At 41.6% G+C, this 19,028-nt stretch carries 12 protein-coding genes; 5 read left to right on the forward strand and 7 right to left on the reverse strand.

The genetic code is table 11. The annotated features are described in order from the left end of the window. Positions 1 to 64: 64 nt before the first annotated feature. A complete protein-coding gene (mutS, locus tag HMPREF1536_RS09075) occupies positions 65 to 2,686 on the reverse strand; it encodes a DNA mismatch repair protein MutS (protein WP_374938054.1) in 2,622 nt (873 codons plus the stop codon). Positions 2,687 to 2,798: 112 nt separating this feature from the next. Beyond that, a complete protein-coding gene (locus HMPREF1536_RS09080) occupies positions 2,799 to 4,310 on the reverse strand; it encodes a right-handed parallel beta-helix repeat-containing protein (protein WP_052349930.1) in 1,512 nt (503 codons plus the stop codon). A 134-nt stretch (positions 4,311 to 4,444) separates the two neighbouring features. On the opposite strand from HMPREF1536_RS09080, the gene HMPREF1536_RS09085 reads away from it, so the two are divergent. Next, positions 4,445 to 5,884, forward strand: coding sequence for an arylsulfatase (locus HMPREF1536_RS09085; RefSeq protein WP_028730020.1), 1,440 nt, complete (start codon positions 4,445 to 4,447; stop codon positions 5,882 to 5,884). Between the two features lie 114 nt (positions 5,885 to 5,998). Here HMPREF1536_RS09085 and HMPREF1536_RS09090 read toward each other — a convergent pair whose 3' ends face one another. Continuing rightward, on the reverse strand, positions 5,999 to 7,819 hold the full coding sequence (locus HMPREF1536_RS09090) for a thiol protease/hemagglutinin PrtT (RefSeq protein WP_028730019.1): 1,821 nt from the start codon (positions 7,817 to 7,819) through the stop codon (positions 5,999 to 6,001). 259 nt (positions 7,820 to 8,078) lie between these two features. Between HMPREF1536_RS09090 and HMPREF1536_RS09095 the strand changes: the two genes are divergently transcribed. Continuing rightward, positions 8,079 to 9,755 (forward strand): SulP family inorganic anion transporter, encoded by a 1,677-nt coding sequence (locus tag HMPREF1536_RS09095; RefSeq protein ID WP_028730018.1) that lies wholly within the window; start codon positions 8,079 to 8,081, stop codon positions 9,753 to 9,755. An 84-nt stretch (positions 9,756 to 9,839) separates the two neighbouring features. Here HMPREF1536_RS09095 and HMPREF1536_RS09100 read toward each other — a convergent pair whose 3' ends face one another. The 3 genes from HMPREF1536_RS09100 to HMPREF1536_RS09105 form a co-directional block, all read right to left on the reverse strand. After that, positions 9,840 to 10,508 carry an outer membrane beta-barrel protein gene (locus HMPREF1536_RS09100; RefSeq protein ID WP_081693426.1) on the reverse strand — a complete coding sequence of 223 codons (669 nt, stop codon included), beginning with the start codon at positions 10,506 to 10,508 and terminating at the stop codon, positions 9,840 to 9,842. A gap of 157 nt (positions 10,509 to 10,665) precedes the next feature. Continuing rightward, positions 10,666 to 11,073, reverse strand: coding sequence for a helix-turn-helix transcriptional regulator (locus HMPREF1536_RS26605; protein WP_052349929.1), 408 nt, complete (start codon positions 11,071 to 11,073; stop codon positions 10,666 to 10,668). Between the two features lie 35 nt (positions 11,074 to 11,108). After that, positions 11,109 to 12,356 (reverse strand): tetratricopeptide repeat protein, encoded by a 1,248-nt coding sequence (locus tag HMPREF1536_RS09105; RefSeq protein ID WP_052349928.1) that lies wholly within the window; start codon positions 12,354 to 12,356, stop codon positions 11,109 to 11,111. A gap of 404 nt (positions 12,357 to 12,760) precedes the next feature. Between HMPREF1536_RS09105 and HMPREF1536_RS09110 the strand changes: the two genes are divergently transcribed. Both HMPREF1536_RS09110 and HMPREF1536_RS09115 read left to right on the forward strand, forming a co-directional pair. Continuing rightward, on the forward strand, positions 12,761 to 13,864 hold the full coding sequence (locus tag HMPREF1536_RS09110) for an acyltransferase family protein (RefSeq protein ID WP_028730016.1): 1,104 nt from the start codon (positions 12,761 to 12,763) through the stop codon (positions 13,862 to 13,864). Further along, the gene (locus HMPREF1536_RS09115; RefSeq protein ID WP_044193537.1) at positions 13,864 to 16,320 is read left to right on the forward strand and encodes a T9SS type A sorting domain-containing protein; all 2,457 of its coding nucleotides are present in this window, start codon (positions 13,864 to 13,866) and stop codon (positions 16,318 to 16,320) included. Before HMPREF1536_RS09110 ends, HMPREF1536_RS09115 begins: the two co-directional genes overlap by 1 nt. Positions 16,321 to 16,328: 8 nt before the next feature. Here HMPREF1536_RS09115 and HMPREF1536_RS09120 read toward each other — a convergent pair whose 3' ends face one another. Beyond that, entirely contained in the window at positions 16,329 to 17,108 is a 780-nt protein-coding gene (locus HMPREF1536_RS09120; RefSeq protein WP_028730014.1) for a radical SAM protein, read from the reverse strand. 478 nt (positions 17,109 to 17,586) lie between these two features. Here HMPREF1536_RS09120 and HMPREF1536_RS09125 point away from each other — a divergent pair, with 478 nt between their 5' ends. Then, positions 17,587 to 19,026 carry an MBOAT family O-acyltransferase gene (locus HMPREF1536_RS09125; RefSeq protein WP_028730013.1) on the forward strand — a complete coding sequence of 480 codons (1,440 nt, stop codon included), beginning with the start codon at positions 17,587 to 17,589 and terminating at the stop codon, positions 19,024 to 19,026. The last annotated feature ends 2 nt before the right edge of the window (positions 19,027 to 19,028 follow it).

The raw sequence follows: 19,028 nt of genomic DNA on the forward strand, positions 1-19,028 counted from the left end.
TCTCTAGGGTGAAACTTTTGTTTCATGCCTATGAAACTAATGTTTCTTCCTAATGAAACAGTTACTACTTCCCTGAAATGATCTTACGGATCTCGCTTAGTTTGTTCAGTGCTTCGATTGGAGTAAGGTTGTTTACATCGAGGTTCTTTATCTCGTCGCGTACCTGGCTTAATACGGGGTCGTCGAGCTGGAAGAAGCTAAGCTGATAGCCTTCGGCGGCGGATGCAATCTCTTTGACAGGCTTTGCTTTCACCTTGCCTTTTCCTTTCGCTTTGTCTTTGCAGTCGATCCCCTCCTGACGGTTATCCGTTTCCAGTTGCTTCAGGATCTCGTCGGAACGTTTCACGATGCTCTTCGGCATTCCTGCCATCTTGGCCACATGGATACCGAAGCTATGTTCGCTACCGCCGGGAACCAGCTTACGCAGGAAGATCACCTTGTTGGAGACCTCTTTCACCGATACATTATAGTTCTTGATACGTTTGAACGAGCGCTCCATCTCATTCAACTCATGATAGTGCGTGGCAAAAAGCGTCTTGGCACGGGCATTCGGATGCTCATGGATATACTCGACAATCGCCCAGGCAATCGAGATACCGTCGTAAGTACTCGTACCACGCCCCAACTCATCGAACAGCACCAGGCTGCGCGACGACATATTATTCAGGATATTCGAAGCTTCGTTCATCTCCACCATAAAAGTAGACTCACCGACAGAAATATTATCGGAAGCACCTACACGGGTAAATATCTTATCAACAATACCGATGCGGGCAGACTCAGCGGGCACGAAGCAACCGATCTGTGCCATCAGCGTGATCAATGCCGTCTGACGAAGTAAGGCAGACTTACCCGCCATATTCGGCCCTGTTATAATAATGATCTGTTGCTTTTCGCTATCCAGATACACATCATTGGCGATATAAGGTTCTCCCAGCGGCAATTGCTTTTCAATCACCGGATGACGACCCGACTTGATATCGATCACCTCCGAATCATCCACCAGCGGACGGATATAACGATTGTTTTCGGCTACCTTGGCAAAAGACAACAGGCAATCCAGCCGTCCGATCAGGTTCGCATCCAACTGGATAGGAGGAATAACCTCAGCCAGGCAAAGTACCAGGTCATTAAACAGACGTCCTTCCAATGCCAGGATCTTCTCCTCCGCACCTAATATCTTTTCTTCGTATTCTTTCAGTTCCTCAGTGATATAACGTTCGGCATTCACAAGGGTCTGCTTACGTATCCATTCTACCGGAACCTTATCTTTATGGGCATTACGCACTTCGATATAATAGCCGAATACGTTATTGAAAGCAATCTTCAGACTGGGGATACCGGTCTTTTCACTTTCGCGCTGTTGCACCTTCAACAAATAATCTTTACCGGAGTAAGCAATCGCACGCAGATCATCCAATTCGGCATTTACTCCTTGGGCAATAACGCCTCCCTTATTCAACAAGGCGGGCGGATCGTTGTTTACTTCCTTTTCTATCCGCTCACGGATCTCCAGGCAGGCATTCAACTGTTCTCCGATACGGCAGAGACTGGGCTCGTCGCTATTCATACAGGCCTCTTTGATCGGCTCGATAGCGCGAAGAGCAACTTTCAACTGAACCACTTCACGGGGCGAAACACGTCCTACGGCCACCTTCGATATAATACGCTCCAGGTCGCCTATCTGATCGATATGTTCGTCCAGAAGCTCTTTTACCTCCGGGTGACGGAAGAAATAATCCACCACATCCTGCCGTTCCTGTATCGGTTTCACTTCCTTCAACGGGAAAAGAACCCAACGTCTCAGCATACGCGAACCCATCGGCGAAACTGTCTTATCGATCACATCGAGCAGACTGGTTCCTTCATCATTCATCGTACCGACCAACTCGAGGCTGCGCACGGTGAACTTATCCAGACGTACATAACGGTCTTCCTCAATACGCGACAGGCCGGTGATATGCGAAATATGTTTATGTTCCGTCTGATCCAGGTAATAGAGGATAGCTCCCGAAGCGACGATACCCAATTTCAGATGCTGCACGCCGAAACCTTTCAGGTTCTTCGTTTCGAAATGCTTCAGCAGGCGGTCGTTAGCAGCTTCGTCGGAGAAAACCCAGTCGTCCATCTCAAAAGTAAAAAAACGGGGGCCGAACGATTCTTCAAAACGCTTCTTATTGTTGCGCTCTATCAGCACCTCTTTCGGGGAGAAGTTATTCAGTAGTTTGTCGATATAATCGACCGTTCCCTCAGCTGTCAGGAACTCACCGGTGGAAATATCCAGCAATGCGATACCACAAACATCCTTTCCGAAATGAACGGCTGCGAGGAAGTTATTTTCTTTATGATTAAGAATATTATCGTTGATGGAAACACCCGGCGTAACCAATTCCGTCACCCCACGCTTCACCAGTTTCTTGGTCAACTTCGGATCTTCCAACTGGTCACAGATGGCAACACGTTTACCGGCTCGCACCAGTTTAGGCAGATACGTATCGAGGGCATGATGCGGGAAACCGGCCATTTCGATAAACTGTCCCGGCCCGTTGGCTTTCTTCGTCTGAACGATCCCGAGAATTTCAGCACCAATCACGGCATCCTCACCATACATTTCGTAAAAGTCTCCTACACGGAACAGAAGGACAGCATCAGGGTGTTTCGCTTTAATATCGAAATACTGCTTCATCAATGGGGTTTCAACGATCTTTGCCACGGGATATATCTTTTATCATTTTATTTAAACCGTACAAAGGTACAATTTTTTACGAGAGTATAAAGGAGGAGAATATCGCTTTACCTTATTGTTGCCAAAAGTTACGGATCGCCTGTTCATTCACGAAAACACCTTCTATGCCCGCAATGGTAATCGTATCCATTAATTGCGACAAGCCGCCAAAGCCATCATTTGCTTTATCTACTATCTTCTGATAAGCTTCTGATGAATAACGGGCATTGGCATCTTCCGGCTTCACCATGAACTTACCCAGATAATAATTACCGTCGAACGTATTATTTGTCGACTCTGTGAAGTTGAACGTTGTGCTTTCAGCCGTATAGAAAATATTATCTTTTACCAGCGTACTGTCGGAGAAACCGCCCCAGGAGTCGAATGTCATCATGCTGCGGTCTACTTTTCCTTCCGGCTTTTTATTCACATGGAGGATGTTGTTACAGATGGTCGTGTTCTTTACAGGGCCTGCCAGATGAATATTAGGCGAGAAGGTTCCTACCCGGGTAAGGCGCGTACGGATACCGTCATTGATACTGATATTGTAGCGGACGATTGTTCCCCGGTTACCGATATTGGACGGCTCGGAAACTTCACCGGAATTGCAGATCAAGACCATGCCGCCTTCGTTATCGTGACTGTAATTATACTCGATCACCGTGTTCGTACAGTTCCAGTCCGAATCGAATCCCTGGGCATCCCAGGGAGCCTTATGATCGCTAACTTCGTTGAAACGAATGATCGTATTGTCACAGCTCCACGGCCAGATACCGGCTGCGGCTTCCGTATCAGGAAGTATGGCCGGACAATTACGCATCACATTATATTCAATCAGCGTGCTGTCGCAACCGATCGGAACGATACCGTCGCCGGGTACTTCTTCAATCAGGTTATTACGAACAACCGTATGTTTGCTCGGGTGCCAGTTGCGGCGGTCGCTGTAAGCCGACCATATCATCGCATTACGGGAACAACGGCGTATGCAGCAGTTCTGGATGGTCAGGCTGTCGAACATGGAGATCACCTCTTTTCCCCCGTTGACGATCAGGATACCGCTGCCGCCGCCTTCCGCTTTCACCAACGAACCGTTGACATCCCGTATATCAATCCCATCTACTATAATATTATGTGACACGCCATAGTCGGAAGCTTCTATCTTCAAGCCGGTACGGAAAGGTTTACGTTCTTTGCCTGTATTCACTATTTCAATATCACGGAATGTGACGTAATCGGAGTTGTGGATACGAACGGCATACAGGGAACTGTCGTTTCCAACAATACATGGCTTACTTCCTTCACCATAAGCTTCTACATATATCCTATTATCTGAAGTTCCCTGTCCTGAGATTTCCAGTTCGCCGGAGTAAGTATCTCCCCTCTTCAACAGGATACGGTCACCCGGTTTCAGTTGGAGAGATTGAAGTTTGGAGAGGCTCTTCCAGGCAGCCTGTTCGGAATGTCCGTTATTATTATCATTTCCGTTCACAGCATCCAGATAGTAGCAGGAGGTATCCGGCGCACAGCCGACACAAAGAAAAACAAGGAAAAAGAACAATAAGTAACTGTTTACATGCTTTGTCATAGCCAAAAGAATATTAGATTAAAACGACAGTAAATATAATAACTATCTGTAACAAAGAACCCAAATGAATAATTATTATTCCGGATAAATAATATAACTTTGTCGACAATCTGACAAGAAATAACTAAAAAATCATGAAAAAAACTATTTTACTCGCTTCCGGCCTTATCCTGGCCGTTCCTTTTGTGCAGGCGCAAAAGAGCAAAGACAAAAAACCAAATGTTGTATTTATCCTGGCCGACGACCTTGGATACGGCGACTTAAGCTGCTACGGACAAGAGAAGTTTAATACACCGAATATCGACCAACTGGCTCAAAACGGTATGCGTTTTACGCAATGCTACTCAGGTACTACCGTCAGTGCCCCTTCCCGCTCCTGCCTGCTGACAGGTACACATAGTGGACATACTCCCATTCGCGGAAACAAAGAACTTGACCCGGAAGGACAATTCCCGTTGCCCGAAGGGGCACGTACCATTTTCCACGTCATGCAGGATGCCGTATATAAGACTTCGGCTTTCGGTAAGTGGGGACTGGGCTATATCGGTACTTCCGGTGACCCTAAAAACCAGGGATGCGAAACATTCTTCGGATATAACTGCCAGCTACTGGCACACAGCTATTATCCCGATCATCTGTGGGACAACGACCAGCGTGTCGAACTGAAAGATAACGTATTAGAAGTCGAATACGGAAAAGGTACTTATTCACAAGACCTGATCCACTCGAAAGCACTCGACTACCTGGATAATTTGAAGGAAGACGAACCTTTCTTCATGTGGTATCCGACCATTCTGCCTCATGCCGAACTGATCGTACCGGAAGACAGCATCATCCAGAAATTCCGTGGCATGTATCCGGAAAAGGCACATAAGGGTACCGAACCGGGCAGTCCGGCTTTCCGCAAAGGTGGCTATTGCACACAACTATATCCCCACGCTACATTTGCCGCAATGATCTACCGTCTGGACGTATATGTGGGACAGATCGTGCAAAAACTGAAAGACAAAGGTTTATACGACAATACAATCATCATCTTCGCCAGCGACAACGGCCCTCACATGGAAGGTGGAGCCGATCCTGATTTCTTCAACAGCAATGGCATCTACCGCGGTTACAAACGCGACCTGTATGAAGGTGGTATCCGTGTACCGATGATCATTTCATGGCCGGGACATATACAGCCGGGAACGGAAACGAATTTCATGTGTTCGTTCTGGGATGTGTTGCCCACATTCGAAGAGATCATCCATCCAAAAGCTAAACAGAAAGAGATGGACGGTGTAAGTATGTTGCCGCTGCTACAAAACCGTAAAGGACAGAAAGAACATGAGTTCCTGTATTTCGAATTCCAGGAAATGAACGGCCGTCAGGCTGTACGCCAGGGCTCATGGAAACTGGTTCATATGAATATCCGTGGCGATAAACCGTATTACGAGCTTTATAACTTAGCAGCCGATCCTTCGGAAAAGTATAACCTGCTGGACAAATATCCGGAAAAGGTAGCCGAACTGAAAGAGATCATGGTACGGGAACATATCGAAGATCCGAACTGGCCGTTACTGAAGAAATAAAGATATGACCATTTCGTTGACGTCAACGAAATGGACAAGGCATTGAAAAAGGCAGGCTGAATTGTAATTAATAGAACAATTCAGCCTGCTTTTGTTTTATCTAACCATTATATATTACTTCTTTACCACCTTATGGCTGCTTCGTCCTTCCGCAGTCTGTACTTCCATCACATAAATACCTGACGGATAGCCGCTGTAAGAAAATGTAACAGCCGAATTATCGCTTCCCGGCTGCTTTTTCAACAGGCGGCCGTTCATATCATACAAAGCGACTTCCCGGATAGCGACAGGAGAAGTTATGTAAGCCGTTCCGTTTGTATCGTAGGAGACAGAGATATTCGTCTCTGCTGATATCTCTTCCGTTGAGGTCGGATCGCCGGCTACCAGGATCTCACCGGTCGTATTGCCGCCACCTCTCACCCATTGCCAATCCTGCGCGTCGCTGCTCTTATATAGCAGACGGATACGGTCGCCGGGAACCATTTGTTGCGTGATCGTGCAAGGTACTTCCTGAGCTACTCCCTGTTCAATCTGTATGCTGACAGGCTCTTCACTCGAAATGAACTCTTTGGTATTACCATCCTTATCGACAAGGGCGACAACCAGATTACCGGAAAAATCACGGATACTCATATTACCCACATAGCCGTATTCAACACCAAACAGTTTGTTTGGTTCGAAAGTATCCGTTGTTGCTTCAAGGCCGGCAAAGACCGTTCCGCTGTTCTCACCATAGAAAAAGGCCAGTACGTCCTGATAGGTGGAACCTTCCACCGGTTTCTTCATACTGATGATAGCATCCTGATCGAGCGAGAAACCGCCAATGTTACCACCTGTTCCCTGTTCTTCGGGTTCAAGTACCGCCAGCAGGTAATAACCGTTGGCCAGTCCGCCCCAGCCCCAGTTCACATGATAATAATCCGCTTCGTTATAACCGTCGATGATAAACTGGTGGCCTTCGTTCTGATCGTTTTCACCCCCGTAAATCACAGGGCGGTTATCATCCAGTTCACCTTTGATGATAGACTCCCATTCGGCTGTCTGGTAGTTTTCACGTTGCAGGACATGAAGGGATTTATCGTATTTCATATAATTGACAAGGCCCTGGGCGGCTGTCAATGTCAGTGCACCACTGTTTCCGGGGGCATAATTCATATCGGACATAACACCGACATCATACATCAGGGTAGCTATGTTCTGTGCCTGTTCAGTAGTATATTGCCCAGCCGTATAGGTAGAAGGCATGTTATCCCACTGGTAAGGAGTATCGAAGGTAGCCGAAAGGGAGAGGTTGTAAGTCTGGGAAGTATAAGAATGGCTGCCCTCACCCACATCCGGCCATTTATGATACTGCATGGCAATAGATGTCGAGGTGGCGACACATCCGGTCGGTGTGCGCTGGCTGTTCACTACGGGACACAAATTGTTATAAGGTGTCATTTGATCCCATAGAACGGTTGTCAGAGATACTCCGCCCGACTTCAACTGCATAGTTCCCTGGCGAACCTGATTCCAAGCAGCCGAAACTTCACGGGATGCTTCCCGCTTATTCTCACGTACCCAGTTGATCTGGCGTTGGTAACTATCAAACCATCCGCGCAGATTCGACGGCATGGAGTCTTTTTCAAACAGTTGCTGCATGCCATATCCCAGGATAGGATAAACGGCATCGTCACCCGCCACGACGACAAAGCCGTCGGCATCTTCGCGGTTGAATACGTAAAAAGTAGCATCCTGCACGGAACCGGCTGACTTGGTAGTTGTTCCGGCATCCGACCAGACCAGAGTCAATGCGGGTTCTGAAGCTTTTGTCTGCGGAGAATTCGCTTTCAGGAAACTGAGGGCTACGCTCCGTGCCTGCTTCACATCAATAGGTGCGGCACTTATCGACATAGTCAATAAGGCGATAAAGAAAACAAAAGTACATCTTCTCATTACTCGTAATTTTTAAGTTTACATTCAGTTTGCGCTTATCAGAGGCCTGGTTAAAGGTGTTTTTATAACAAGGAAAGGAGAGAAATAGTTTCTGTCTTTTCACACCGGCAGATCAACAACTATTGCTTGCCAAAAAACTCCTTCCGGAATCTATCCTGCCCATTTTGAAATGTCGACATTGCAAAATACCCTATAATTTATACTTCCCGATAAATATTATTGTATCTTTGCATCACAATTTAACACATTAGGCAGAAAAATGAAAAGCAAAATTGATTTTCAGCCCAAGCTTATATCGGCGCTGAAAAATTATTCCAAAGAAAAGTTCATGACCGACCTGATGGCAGGGATCATCGTGGGTATTGTTGCCCTTCCATTGGCCATCGCATTCGGTATTGCTTCGGGAGTAAGTCCGGAAAAAGGATTGATCACGGCAATAATCGGTGGGTTTATCGTTTCTCTTCTAGGAGGAAGTTCCGTGCAGATCGGTGGGCCGACCGGAGCTTTCATTGTAATCGTATACGGTATTATACAAAGTTTCGGTATCGAAGGACTAGCCATAGCAACAGTTATAGCCGGAATTATATTGGTGGTAATGGGAGCTTTAAAGCTGGGAACGGTCATCAAGTTCATTCCTTATCCTATCGTAGTCGGTTTTACCAGTGGTATTGCGCTGACTATCTTTACCACACAGATGAAAGACCTGTTCGGTTTGACGATGGAAAAGGTTCCGGCCGATTTTATCTCCAAATGGATTGCTTATTTCGAACATTTCCATACAATTAATCCCTGGTCGTTCGTCATCGGGATTATTAGCATCGTCATTATAGCCGTTTCACCCAGATTCTCGAAGAAGATACCGGGTTCGCTGATCGCTATTATTGTGATGACAATTATTGTCTATATCATGCGTAACCATCTGGGTATTGCAGGCATAGAAACGATCGGCGACCGTTTTACCATCAATGCCTCTCTCCCACAGCCGGAAGCTATTTCTTTCAATATGGAAACGATCAACCTGTTGCTTCCTTCTGCATTTACCATTGCCATGCTGGGGGCGATCGAATCGCTTCTTTCTGCAACAGTGGCAGATGGTGTGACAGGAGACAAACATAATTCCAATACCGAACTGATTGCGCAAGGGGCTGCCAATATCATTGTCCCTATTTTCGGTGGTATTCCGGTTACCGGTGCTATTGCCCGTACGATGACGAATATCAATAACGGTGGCCGTACGCCTGTTGCCGGTATTATCCATGCAATTGTATTACTATTGATCCTCTTATTTCTGGGCCCGCTGACCAAACATATCCCAATGGCCTGCCTGGCGGGTGTATTGATCATCGTTTCTTATAATATGAGTGAATGGCGCACATTCCGTTCGTTGATGAAGAATCCGAAAAGCGATGTTTCCGTTTTGCTGGTAACCTTCTTCCTGACAGTGATATTCGACCTGACTATCGCTATCGAGATAGGTCTGCTAATCGCCATGTTCCTGTTTATGAAACGGGTAGCTGAAACAACACATGTTTCAGTGTCCAAAGATGAAATAGACCTGTCCGATGAAGGTGAGATACACCATGACGAAGAGGTGCTGACTTTACCGAAAGGGGTTGAAGTGTATGAAATCGACGGCCCATTCTTCTTCGGTGTCGCCAATAAATTCGATGACGTAATGAAAGTCATAGGCGATAAACCTAAAGTGCGTATTATCCGTATGCGTAAAGTTCCGTTCATGGATTCAACAGGGCTGCATAACCTCGAAAGTTTATTCCGCTTATCGAAAGCGGAGAATATCCACATGATCCTATCCGGGGTAAATGAAGATGTACGCCGTGTATTGATCAAATCAGGCTTCGACCAAAAGATCGGTGCGGAAAATATTTGTTCCAATATTAACGAAGCGGTCAGAAAGGCAGAAGAGGCAGTAAGGTAAATCTATTTTTTCAGTTTTGAAAGTTACTAAAGAAATAAATATGTATGAATGGGGAGAACTTTAGGAAAGTCTCCCCATCAATTCTTATAAATTGAATTTATATCCAATAGTTATAGCTACGCTTCTATTCTTATACTTAAAATAATTATCCGGATCAAATTCTTTCCATGTCTTTTTAAGCCCTAAGTCATAAGCCAAAGATAAATTAAACTTATATACCTCGGCACTTAGAGCAAATCGTAAACCGGAATCAAAGCGTTCAAAAGGTTCTATGTATTCATTTTTTCCCGTCTTTAAATCAAAACGTTCAAACGGATTATACCATATCCCATCTGTATTACCGATTCCCGTATGTACAAAATTGGCCCCAAACTCTCCATATCCATTTACTCCACAAGCAAAATAAGCCCCTAGCTGAGGAACTAAAGATATATGTTCAACAACCGGAATACGGTAGCCAAACATGACAGGCAATTCCAGATACCCCAAACGAACCATTAATTCACGACTGCCATCCACCAAACCATTGGCACCTTTCGTTGTATGATAGATTCCACTTAAAAGCATTATATTATTCCCTAACTGATAGTCAATTGTCAAACCACCTACAGGCAGAACCTGCCTATGATCTCCTTTCACTCCTAACCTAGCCATATTAACACCAACCTCAGCCCCCAAACGAACTTGAGCACTCAACTTCACTACACTCATACCAATGAGCATACTTAAAATAATACACAACTTTGTTTTCATAATTTTTTATCATTTTAAATCCACTACAAACATAGATGTTTACAGAAACAAACACCTCATATTTTCCCCAAATGTACAAGGACAATCACCTTATGAAAATCAATAATTTAAAACAATACCTTATGGACAAGCATAAAGATACCTACCTAATAACCAATTATTTACAAACACACTCATAAAATGACACTTCACTTCCCGCATAACCCAGCTTCTGGCGTATGCGTAACCTACGTTTACTTATGGATTCCGGATTTATATTTAGTAAGATGGCTTCCGAGTTTATATCCAGTTTCAAAAAAGAAAGGTAACAATATTGTATTTCTGTTGGGGTTAATCCACGGGGAGTATTAGATATAAACTCATCAAACGAATGATATGTCTGGTTAATCAATTCCATAAGACTATGCCAATCTTTATTTGTCAATAATGGCTCTTGGTTACCGGCAACCACTTTAGAGGATAGTTTAATTATCTTTTTCACAATAGTAGCATTCTTCATTTTTTCCTCTTTTAGTAAATTCAGCTCTTTCTCTATGTTTACTATATTATCTTTTAATGAACTCAATTTTGATTCACTATTATGTATAGATTCCTGTAGGATTACTTCTTTTTTTTTTCCTCTAGTTCATAAGACAATACGGATATTCTTTCTTCATTTTCTTTTAGTTTGACTTCTTGTTCATATAACATTTTGTTTTTCCTATTATTGTAATACAAAACGATAATACATAGAAACGAACCAATAACTATAATAGTAATAATAATAAGAAGATTGCTGTTATGAAGTTTAGTATTCTCATTCAATAATAATACATGATTATATCTTTTTTCCGCATCTAATACATCCAAATGAATAGTGGAATTATAAATAGAATTGACCTGTTCCACATATTGTTCCAAAATAGATAAAGCAAGTTCTGTATTACCACACTTTTTCTCTATTTCATATTCTGTATACAAAGAAGAAATCGGAGTATATGGATTAGTTATAGGCACTCCTCTTGATTTTTCCAAATACAAACGCGCTTTTTCCAAATCTCCTATATCCATATATAATCCACTTAATGCCGAATAACTGGTAGCCATCTCCAATGAATCGGTTTCTAAAGACTTTAAAAGATACATTTCCGCTTTTTCCGTATCTCCCAACATACTATACACATTACCCAACCCATTGGCAATAGAAGGCATTGCACTCGAATCTTGTATGCTTGTTACTATGGAATCCGCCTTCAACAAATAATCCAACGCCAGCGAGCAGGAATCCTCAAATGCCAGTGTTTGAGCCATGAACTTCAATGCCAACGCATAACTTCGTTTATTATCGGCTTTAAAAAAATAATCAGCAGATTGGTTATACTTGTCTAAAGTTTCCTGGAAGAATCCTTTCAATTCATATAAATCCCCCATATACGAACAAATATACCCGGCCACATTATACTCCTTTGCCCTTTCAGCCACATCCAATGCCTGTGTATACGCATCCATAGCTTTCATATATTCTCTATCTTCTACGTATGATCGTCCTAAAAACAAACCGATCTGTGCCTGCTCGTAAGGTGTTCCATGTTTTTCATACCAGGTTCGTGCCCTTAATAATTGAGATACATAAGGCATATCTTTATGTACTTTATCAGCAGCTTTTCCATATAGCATACACCACCGGGCTAATAACTTATCACTTAGATTATCGGCCATTGTTATGCTATCTAACAATAAATAAGTACTATCCGAATCAATTTCTAATAAAGTTTCAGCACGGTCAATCAATTGCTGTTCTTTGATTTCGTTTCGGCAACCTGTAAAAAATACAGTTAATAATAATACTAGATAAATCGTATTTTTCATAAACGTTATATTATCGACACAATATTAATCAATAAAAAAGAAACAGCAAAAGGATAAATAATACAAATTCTATACAACATGGTTTGATCTCAGCAGACAACTCAGCTATATAAGCATTCCTTAAAAGACCAGATATATTTCCAATTACCCTACTTATTAAATAGAATTACTATGGCGACTAATCAGCGGTTAACAACCATCAACCGTATGGCTTATAATCATCAACCATACGGTTGATAATTATCGGCCATACGGCTCACAATTGTAAGCCACTAAAAAATGCCGTATAAATGTACAAAAACATAAGGTTGATTGTACTGAAAGTTCGTGTTTTATTTTTTAATAATACTACCCTATTCTTTTTTCCATTACATTTGCGTCTTTACAAACCTAAAATCTAAGATATGGCACAATCAGGAAGATTACTCTCGTTGGATGTAATGAGAGGTATCACAATTGCAGGAATGATCATGGTGAATAATCCCGGAACCTGGGAATATGTATATGCTCCTTTACGGCATGCATCCTGGAACGGTCTCACTCCTACCGATCTGGTCTTTCCGTTCTTTATGTTCATCATGGGAGTTTCGATGTTCTTTTCATTGCGGAAATATAATTTCAAACTATCCAAAGAAAGTGTTACGAAGGTATTGAAGCGGACAGCACTTATCTTTCTGGTCGGATTCGGACTGAACCTTTTCTCCCATATCTGTTATAACGGATTCACCCACTTTGAAAACCTTCGTATCCTCGGTGTTATGCAACGCCTTGCATTGGCTTATGGTGCAGGTTCACTGATCGGGTTGGCTGTCAATCATAAATATATCCTGCAAACGGCTACCGTGATACTCTTATTCTACTGGATACTCCTGGCCCTAACAGGAAGCACCACATTATCGGAAGATAATATCATTGCCGTTGTAGACCGTGCCCTGTTTGGCAACACACATATGTATCACGATTATCTGGCCGACGGAACACGTATTGCTTTTGATCCGGAAGGATTGTTAAGCTGTTTCGGAAGTATCGCACATGTATTATTAGGTTTCTATGCCGGTAAAATAATTCTGGACAGCAAAAAGAATAATGAATTAATTATCAGGAATTTGTTTATCTTTGGAAGCATTATTCTGTTTCTGGGATTTCTATTCAGTTACGGTTGTCCGATCAATAAAAAGTTATGGAGCAGTACTTTTGTTTTAACCACTTGTGGATTCGGTTCATTGTTCCTGGCCTTATTGATCTGGATTATCGACATTAACGGTAAAAAGAAATGGTCATTATTTTTCGAATCATTCGGGATTAATCCGTTATACCTGTATGTACAAGGCGATATACTGGCTGTCATACTGGATAAAAGCGGTATAGCATCTTATATTTATACGGATATATTGGCTCCCTTATTCGGAAACTTCGGCGGTTCATTAGTATGGGCTATTTTCTTTGTTATTCTGAACTGGATCCCCGGATATTGGTTATATAAGAAACGTATCTATATTAAATTATAATGAATAGTAAAAACCTCTTTTGCCATTACATTTATATAAGTATTGTCTGTTTATTTTTGTTTTGCACTAATAAGGTAAAATCTCAAATAAGCGAAGGGGGAATGCCAGCCAGTTTCAATGAACAGAATACATTGAAAAGCCAACTACCGGTAGTTGACATTCCTATAAACTTCAGTGTGGAAGATATGAAAGTGGTGGATGCCTGGCAAGTAAGCCAGGGAGCACCATTAACAGTCTCTACCTTGATAGATACAGATCTGAATATGGATAATGCCGGCCATTGGCTTACCTTGTCTTCCGGACAAAAAATATGGCAACTGCATCTGCAGGCAAAAGGGGCTATCGCATTAATGCTTTATTATGATACATTCTACATACCTGAAGGAGGAAAACTGTTCATTTATAATGCAGAGAAAACTCATTTACTAGGGGCGTATACTTCACGAACTAATCCAGCAGGAAAATCGTTTGCTACCGAATTCGTAGCCGGCGATAATATCACGCTGGAATATGAACCCTCGCCTTCCGGTGAACCAGCCTGCATAAAAATCAATCAGATAGGATATGGATACAATCATCTATCCGTTTTCTCCGGGTTAAAAAGTACCGGCCCCGGAACATCCGGTTCCTGTATGGTGAATATCAATTGCGAAGAAGGAGAGGAGTGGCAGACTGAAAAGAACGGGGTCTGCCAGATGGTTCAGAAGATAGGAACAGCGGCTTATCTTTGTACAGGCTCCTTAATAAATAACACGGCTTTGGATATGAAACCTTATATTTTATCCGCTTTCCATTGTTCTCAAGATCTTAAGAACAATACCATTGCTTCGGATGAGGATCTGAACCAATGGGTATTTCATTTTCATTTTGAACATTCCGGATGCGATAATTCTTCTCCCGTAACGGAACAGAAATCGATGGTAGGCTGTACCCGTAAAGTCAGTATCCCACTCGACGGTGGTTCCGACGGACTTTTAGTATTACTGAATAATGATATTCCTAAAGATTATAATGTCTATTTCAATGGTTGGGACAGGAGGGACACACCTGCAAATTCAGGTGTAAATATTCATCATCCATCCGCCGATTACATGAAAATATCAACCTTCGGCAGTTATCCGGTTGAAACAGTCACTTGGCTGGATGATACTAATACAACGGGAGCTCAAAATGCACACTGGAATGTAGTGTTCGATCCGACTCCCAATGGACATTCTATAACCGAAGGTGGCTCATCCGGTTCCCCTCTATTAAACCAAAACAAACTGATAGTAGGCACCTTAACCGGTGGTAACTCCACCTGCCGCTATACGGACGGGCGAAATATATACGGTAAACTGTTTTATCACTGGAATAAATACGGTAAGTCGGATAACGAACGCATGGATATCTGGCTCGATCCACTGAACACAGGTACAGTCAACCTCGCAGGATTATCTCAGACAGGTGAGGAGGGGACTTTAATAAATTATCAACCGCCAACAGATGTGACTTCAAAAACCATATCTTCCAATAATATTCTGATTGAATGGAATGCTCCTTTATACAAACAAGTTATCGGATGGGGAACTCAAAATTCATCAAAACAGATAGGTTATACAAACACTCCATTCTATTTCGGTCAAAGATGGGATACCAAAGATTTAAAGGATTTTCATAAGAAAAAGTTGATCAGTGTTAACTTTATTCCGGCTTCCAACGCTTTCTATGCTATTTATATTAAGCAGGGGGAACGTACTTACAGCCAGGAAATAACTAATCCGGTAGCTAATAAATCAAATTCGGTTCAGTTGAGAACTCCATTTGTAATAGATGCCGGACAGGAGTTGATTGTCTCTATCCATGTAAAAAAATATAGTCGGTCGACTCCCGCATTTATGGACGGTGGGCCGTCCATTCACGGAAAAGGGAATCTTATTTCTTTTGACGGAGAGAAATGGGAATATTTGCAAAATGAGAAAACGGACAATAACTTTATCTTATCAGCGGTTGTAACTTCCGAAGAGGGAACCCTTACACGCAGCAGTGCTTTCCCTGTTATCACAGGATATAATATCTACAAAAATCAGCAAAAACTGGCTTCCGTTTCTGCTTCTACATTACAATATACAGACAGAAACATCACTTCAGGCACACATTCTTACAGTGTTTCAACATTGTATGACAAAAATGAAAGTAGACAAATTACAGCTGCTAACGAAATAAAAGTAAACTCTGAAAAACTTACGGAAGCTGATGAAATAACCATCACTCCGACAATATTCAAGGATCAATTACGGATCATTAATCATCAACAGGTAAAATCTATCGAAATCTATACCGCCGATGGAAAAATGATCCGGAAAATAAATAACCCGTCTGAACAGATAAATCTAAGCAATCTATCACAGGGCGTTTATTTCTTCAGGTTATACGCCGATAAAACAGTAAAAACGATTCGCTGTATCAAACAGTAAAAAAAATATCAATAAGAAACCGTTACATCGAAGCCTTCTTTGCGGGCACGATCGGCTATTTCATCCAATGTTTCTTTTGAAACTTTCTGAAGACCTTTCAGCGGAGTTTCACGATCGATAGTATAGATCATTACCTGTTTCGGTTTTATTTTCTTCAAAGCCTCGAGCCAGCCTTCCAGTTCCGTTTCTGTGGTGTTATCAACCGACTGACCGTTAACTTCCCCTTTCAGAAACATGGTCTGGATGATCAGGTTTCCTTCGAAACGGCAAAGTTGTTCCATCAATCTGTCGAATGTAAATGCGGGAGAATTCGGAACATTCAACTGCTGTATACGGCTGTCCAGTACAGAGTCGAGTTTAAGGATATTATCTTCGATCTTATTCAATGCCCGGAATACACCTTCTTTATGAAGCATTGTCGAATTCGATAAAACCGCAATCTTTGCCTTCGGGAAAAAACGGTTACGGGTAGCAATCGTATCTTCAATAACTCCTTCAAACTGAGGATGCATAGTTGGTTCCCCATTACCTGCAAAAGTAATCACATCGGGAGCAATCCCTTCACTTTGCATAGTTGATAACTTTTGTATCAATGCTTCTTTCACCTCTTCACGAGTCGGCAGTTTGGTATACGTACGGCGTTCTCCATTCAGGCCGCATTCGCAATAAATACAATCGAAAGAACAAAGCTTCCCGTCCACCGGAAGCAAATTCATACCCAAAGAAACTCCCAACCGACGGCTGTGCACCGGGCCGAATACTATCTTATCAAAGAGAATTGTTGACATAATTATATTGGTTTTTATCTATCAAGTTCTTTATATAACAAAGAACACTCCTATATTTCCATAAATTATGGATGCAAAGCTACAAAAGACCCTAATACTACCAATGAAGAAGCATATAAAAATTAGATAATTATCCATTACTTTATTAAAACATAATTTATTATTAATTAAACAGATGATGAAATTATGTTTCGCTATTTTTGTAATTAAATATAATCGCGCTATCAGCGATATTTATAATAGAAAGCGTCTGGCTTTATTCTTTTCAATTTATATTTCATAGTTTATAGTATTATTTACTCGCTACTATTTCGCGTTTACCTGTTCATAGGTAAGCGTGTATATATTAGCGCGTATAAACTATGTATTATAAATTATGAGAATGAACTATTGAATAGATAAATCTGGTCAATTCCTACGTTTTCTTTCTTAACAATTGTCACTTCAGGGAGTTGAGGACAGTAATTGTTTACTTATTGTGCTATTTAATTCTATAGAGTTTATCTTCTTCCTGCCAATCATATTCCTATTATATTGGTTAGCAAATAAGAATTTAAAGTGGCAAAACTGTCTTGTTATACTGGCAAGCTATATATTTTATGGCTGGTGGGATGTTCGTTTTCTTCTTCTTATCATACTGACCAGTGCCTTTTGTTTTGTTAGTGGCCTGCTTATCGAACAAGCTGAAGGCCACCGAAATAAACAAAATATAATCAATACGATTAATATATTACTTAATATTGGCATCCTGGGGACTTTCAAATACTTTGATTTCTTCAGTGCAAATATTAAAGTAGCATTGAATGCACTGGGATTTGAACCGGATTGGATTACATTAGATATACTTCTCCCTGTTGGTATAAGTTTTTATACCCTTCAAGCATTAAGTTATAGTATCGACGTATATCAAAAGAAAATATCCGCTTGTCATGATCCAGTTGCATTTTTTGCTTTTGTCAGCTTTTTTCCACAATTAGTAGCAGGCCCTATAGAAAGAGCTACCGGCTTACTTCCTCAATTTTACAAACAACGTACATTCGATTATCATAAGGCAATAGATGGTTGTCAGCAGATGTTATGGGGGTTTTTCAAGAAAATGATAATTGCAGATAACTGTGCAATAGCAGTCAATGAAATCTGGAACAGCTATCAATACCAAAGTAGTTTTACTCTTCTGCTTGGAGGTATTTTATTTGCTTTTCAAATATATGGAGATTTTTCCGGGTATTCGGATATTGCTATCGGATGTTCCCGCTTATTTGGTATCGATTTAATGAAGAATTTCAATTATCCTTATTTTTCAAGAGACATTTCTGAGTTTTGGAGACGTTGGCATATTTCATTAAGTACTTGGTTTCGCAATTATATTTATATACCTCTGGGTGGAAGTCGCTGCCAGAAAACGAAAGCAATAAGAAATACATTTATCATATTCATTATCAGCGGACTTTGGCATGGGGCAAACTGGACATTTATAGTATGGGGTATTTATCATGCACTCTTATTCATACCTCTCCTATTACTCAACAAAAACCGAAGATATACAAAAAACATTGTAGCCGAAGGCAAATTATTACCTTCTTTGAAAGAAACCGTACAAGTACTTTTAACATTCTTCTTTGTCGTTATTGGATGGATTATTTTTCGGGCAAATAATATAACCGAAGCATCTGACTATCTGTTACGAATTCTTTCTCCCTCTTTGTTTGAAATATCATTTCCATACGGTAAACGAGCCCTGATATATTGTCTGTTGTTATTTATCATTGAATGGATACAGCGGGAAAAAGAACATGGTTTACAGATAAATGGGGAAATAAAATCACCTGCAATCCGCTGGGGAATTTATTATATACTGATTTTTGTAATTGTCTTTTTACAAGGTACACCTACTGACTTTATTTACTTTCAATTCTGATT

The sequence above is a fragment of the Parabacteroides gordonii MS-1 = DSM 23371 genome, from assembly GCF_000969825.1.
Lineage (GTDB): Bacteria > Bacteroidota > Bacteroidia > Bacteroidales > Tannerellaceae > Parabacteroides > Parabacteroides gordonii.

What these genes read in the sequence shown, in the direction of transcription:
- mutS (WP_374938054.1), bottom strand. Translation starts at nt 2,686, where the DNA reads ATGAAGCAGTATTTCGATATTAAAGCGAAACACCCTGATGCTGTCCTT.
- HMPREF1536_RS09080 (WP_052349930.1), bottom strand. Translation starts at nt 4,310, where the DNA reads ATGACAAAGCATGTAAACAGTTACTTATTGTTCTTTTTCCTTGTTTTT.
- HMPREF1536_RS09085 (WP_028730020.1), top strand. Translation starts at nt 4,445, where the DNA reads ATGAAAAAAACTATTTTACTCGCTTCCGGCCTTATCCTGGCCGTTCCT.
- HMPREF1536_RS09090 (WP_028730019.1), bottom strand. Translation starts at nt 7,819, where the DNA reads ATGAGAAGATGTACTTTTGTTTTCTTTATCGCCTTATTGACTATGTCG.
- HMPREF1536_RS09095 (WP_028730018.1), top strand. Translation starts at nt 8,079, where the DNA reads ATGAAAAGCAAAATTGATTTTCAGCCCAAGCTTATATCGGCGCTGAAA.
- HMPREF1536_RS09100 (WP_081693426.1), bottom strand. Translation starts at nt 10,508, where the DNA reads ATGAAAACAAAGTTGTGTATTATTTTAAGTATGCTCATTGGTATGAGT.
- HMPREF1536_RS09105 (WP_052349928.1), bottom strand. Translation starts at nt 12,356, where the DNA reads ATGAAAAATACGATTTATCTAGTATTATTATTAACTGTATTTTTTACA.
- HMPREF1536_RS09110 (WP_028730016.1), top strand. Translation starts at nt 12,761, where the DNA reads ATGGCACAATCAGGAAGATTACTCTCGTTGGATGTAATGAGAGGTATC.
- HMPREF1536_RS09115 (WP_044193537.1), top strand. Translation starts at nt 13,864, where the DNA reads ATGAATAGTAAAAACCTCTTTTGCCATTACATTTATATAAGTATTGTC.
- HMPREF1536_RS09120 (WP_028730014.1), bottom strand. Translation starts at nt 17,108, where the DNA reads ATGTCAACAATTCTCTTTGATAAGATAGTATTCGGCCCGGTGCACAGC.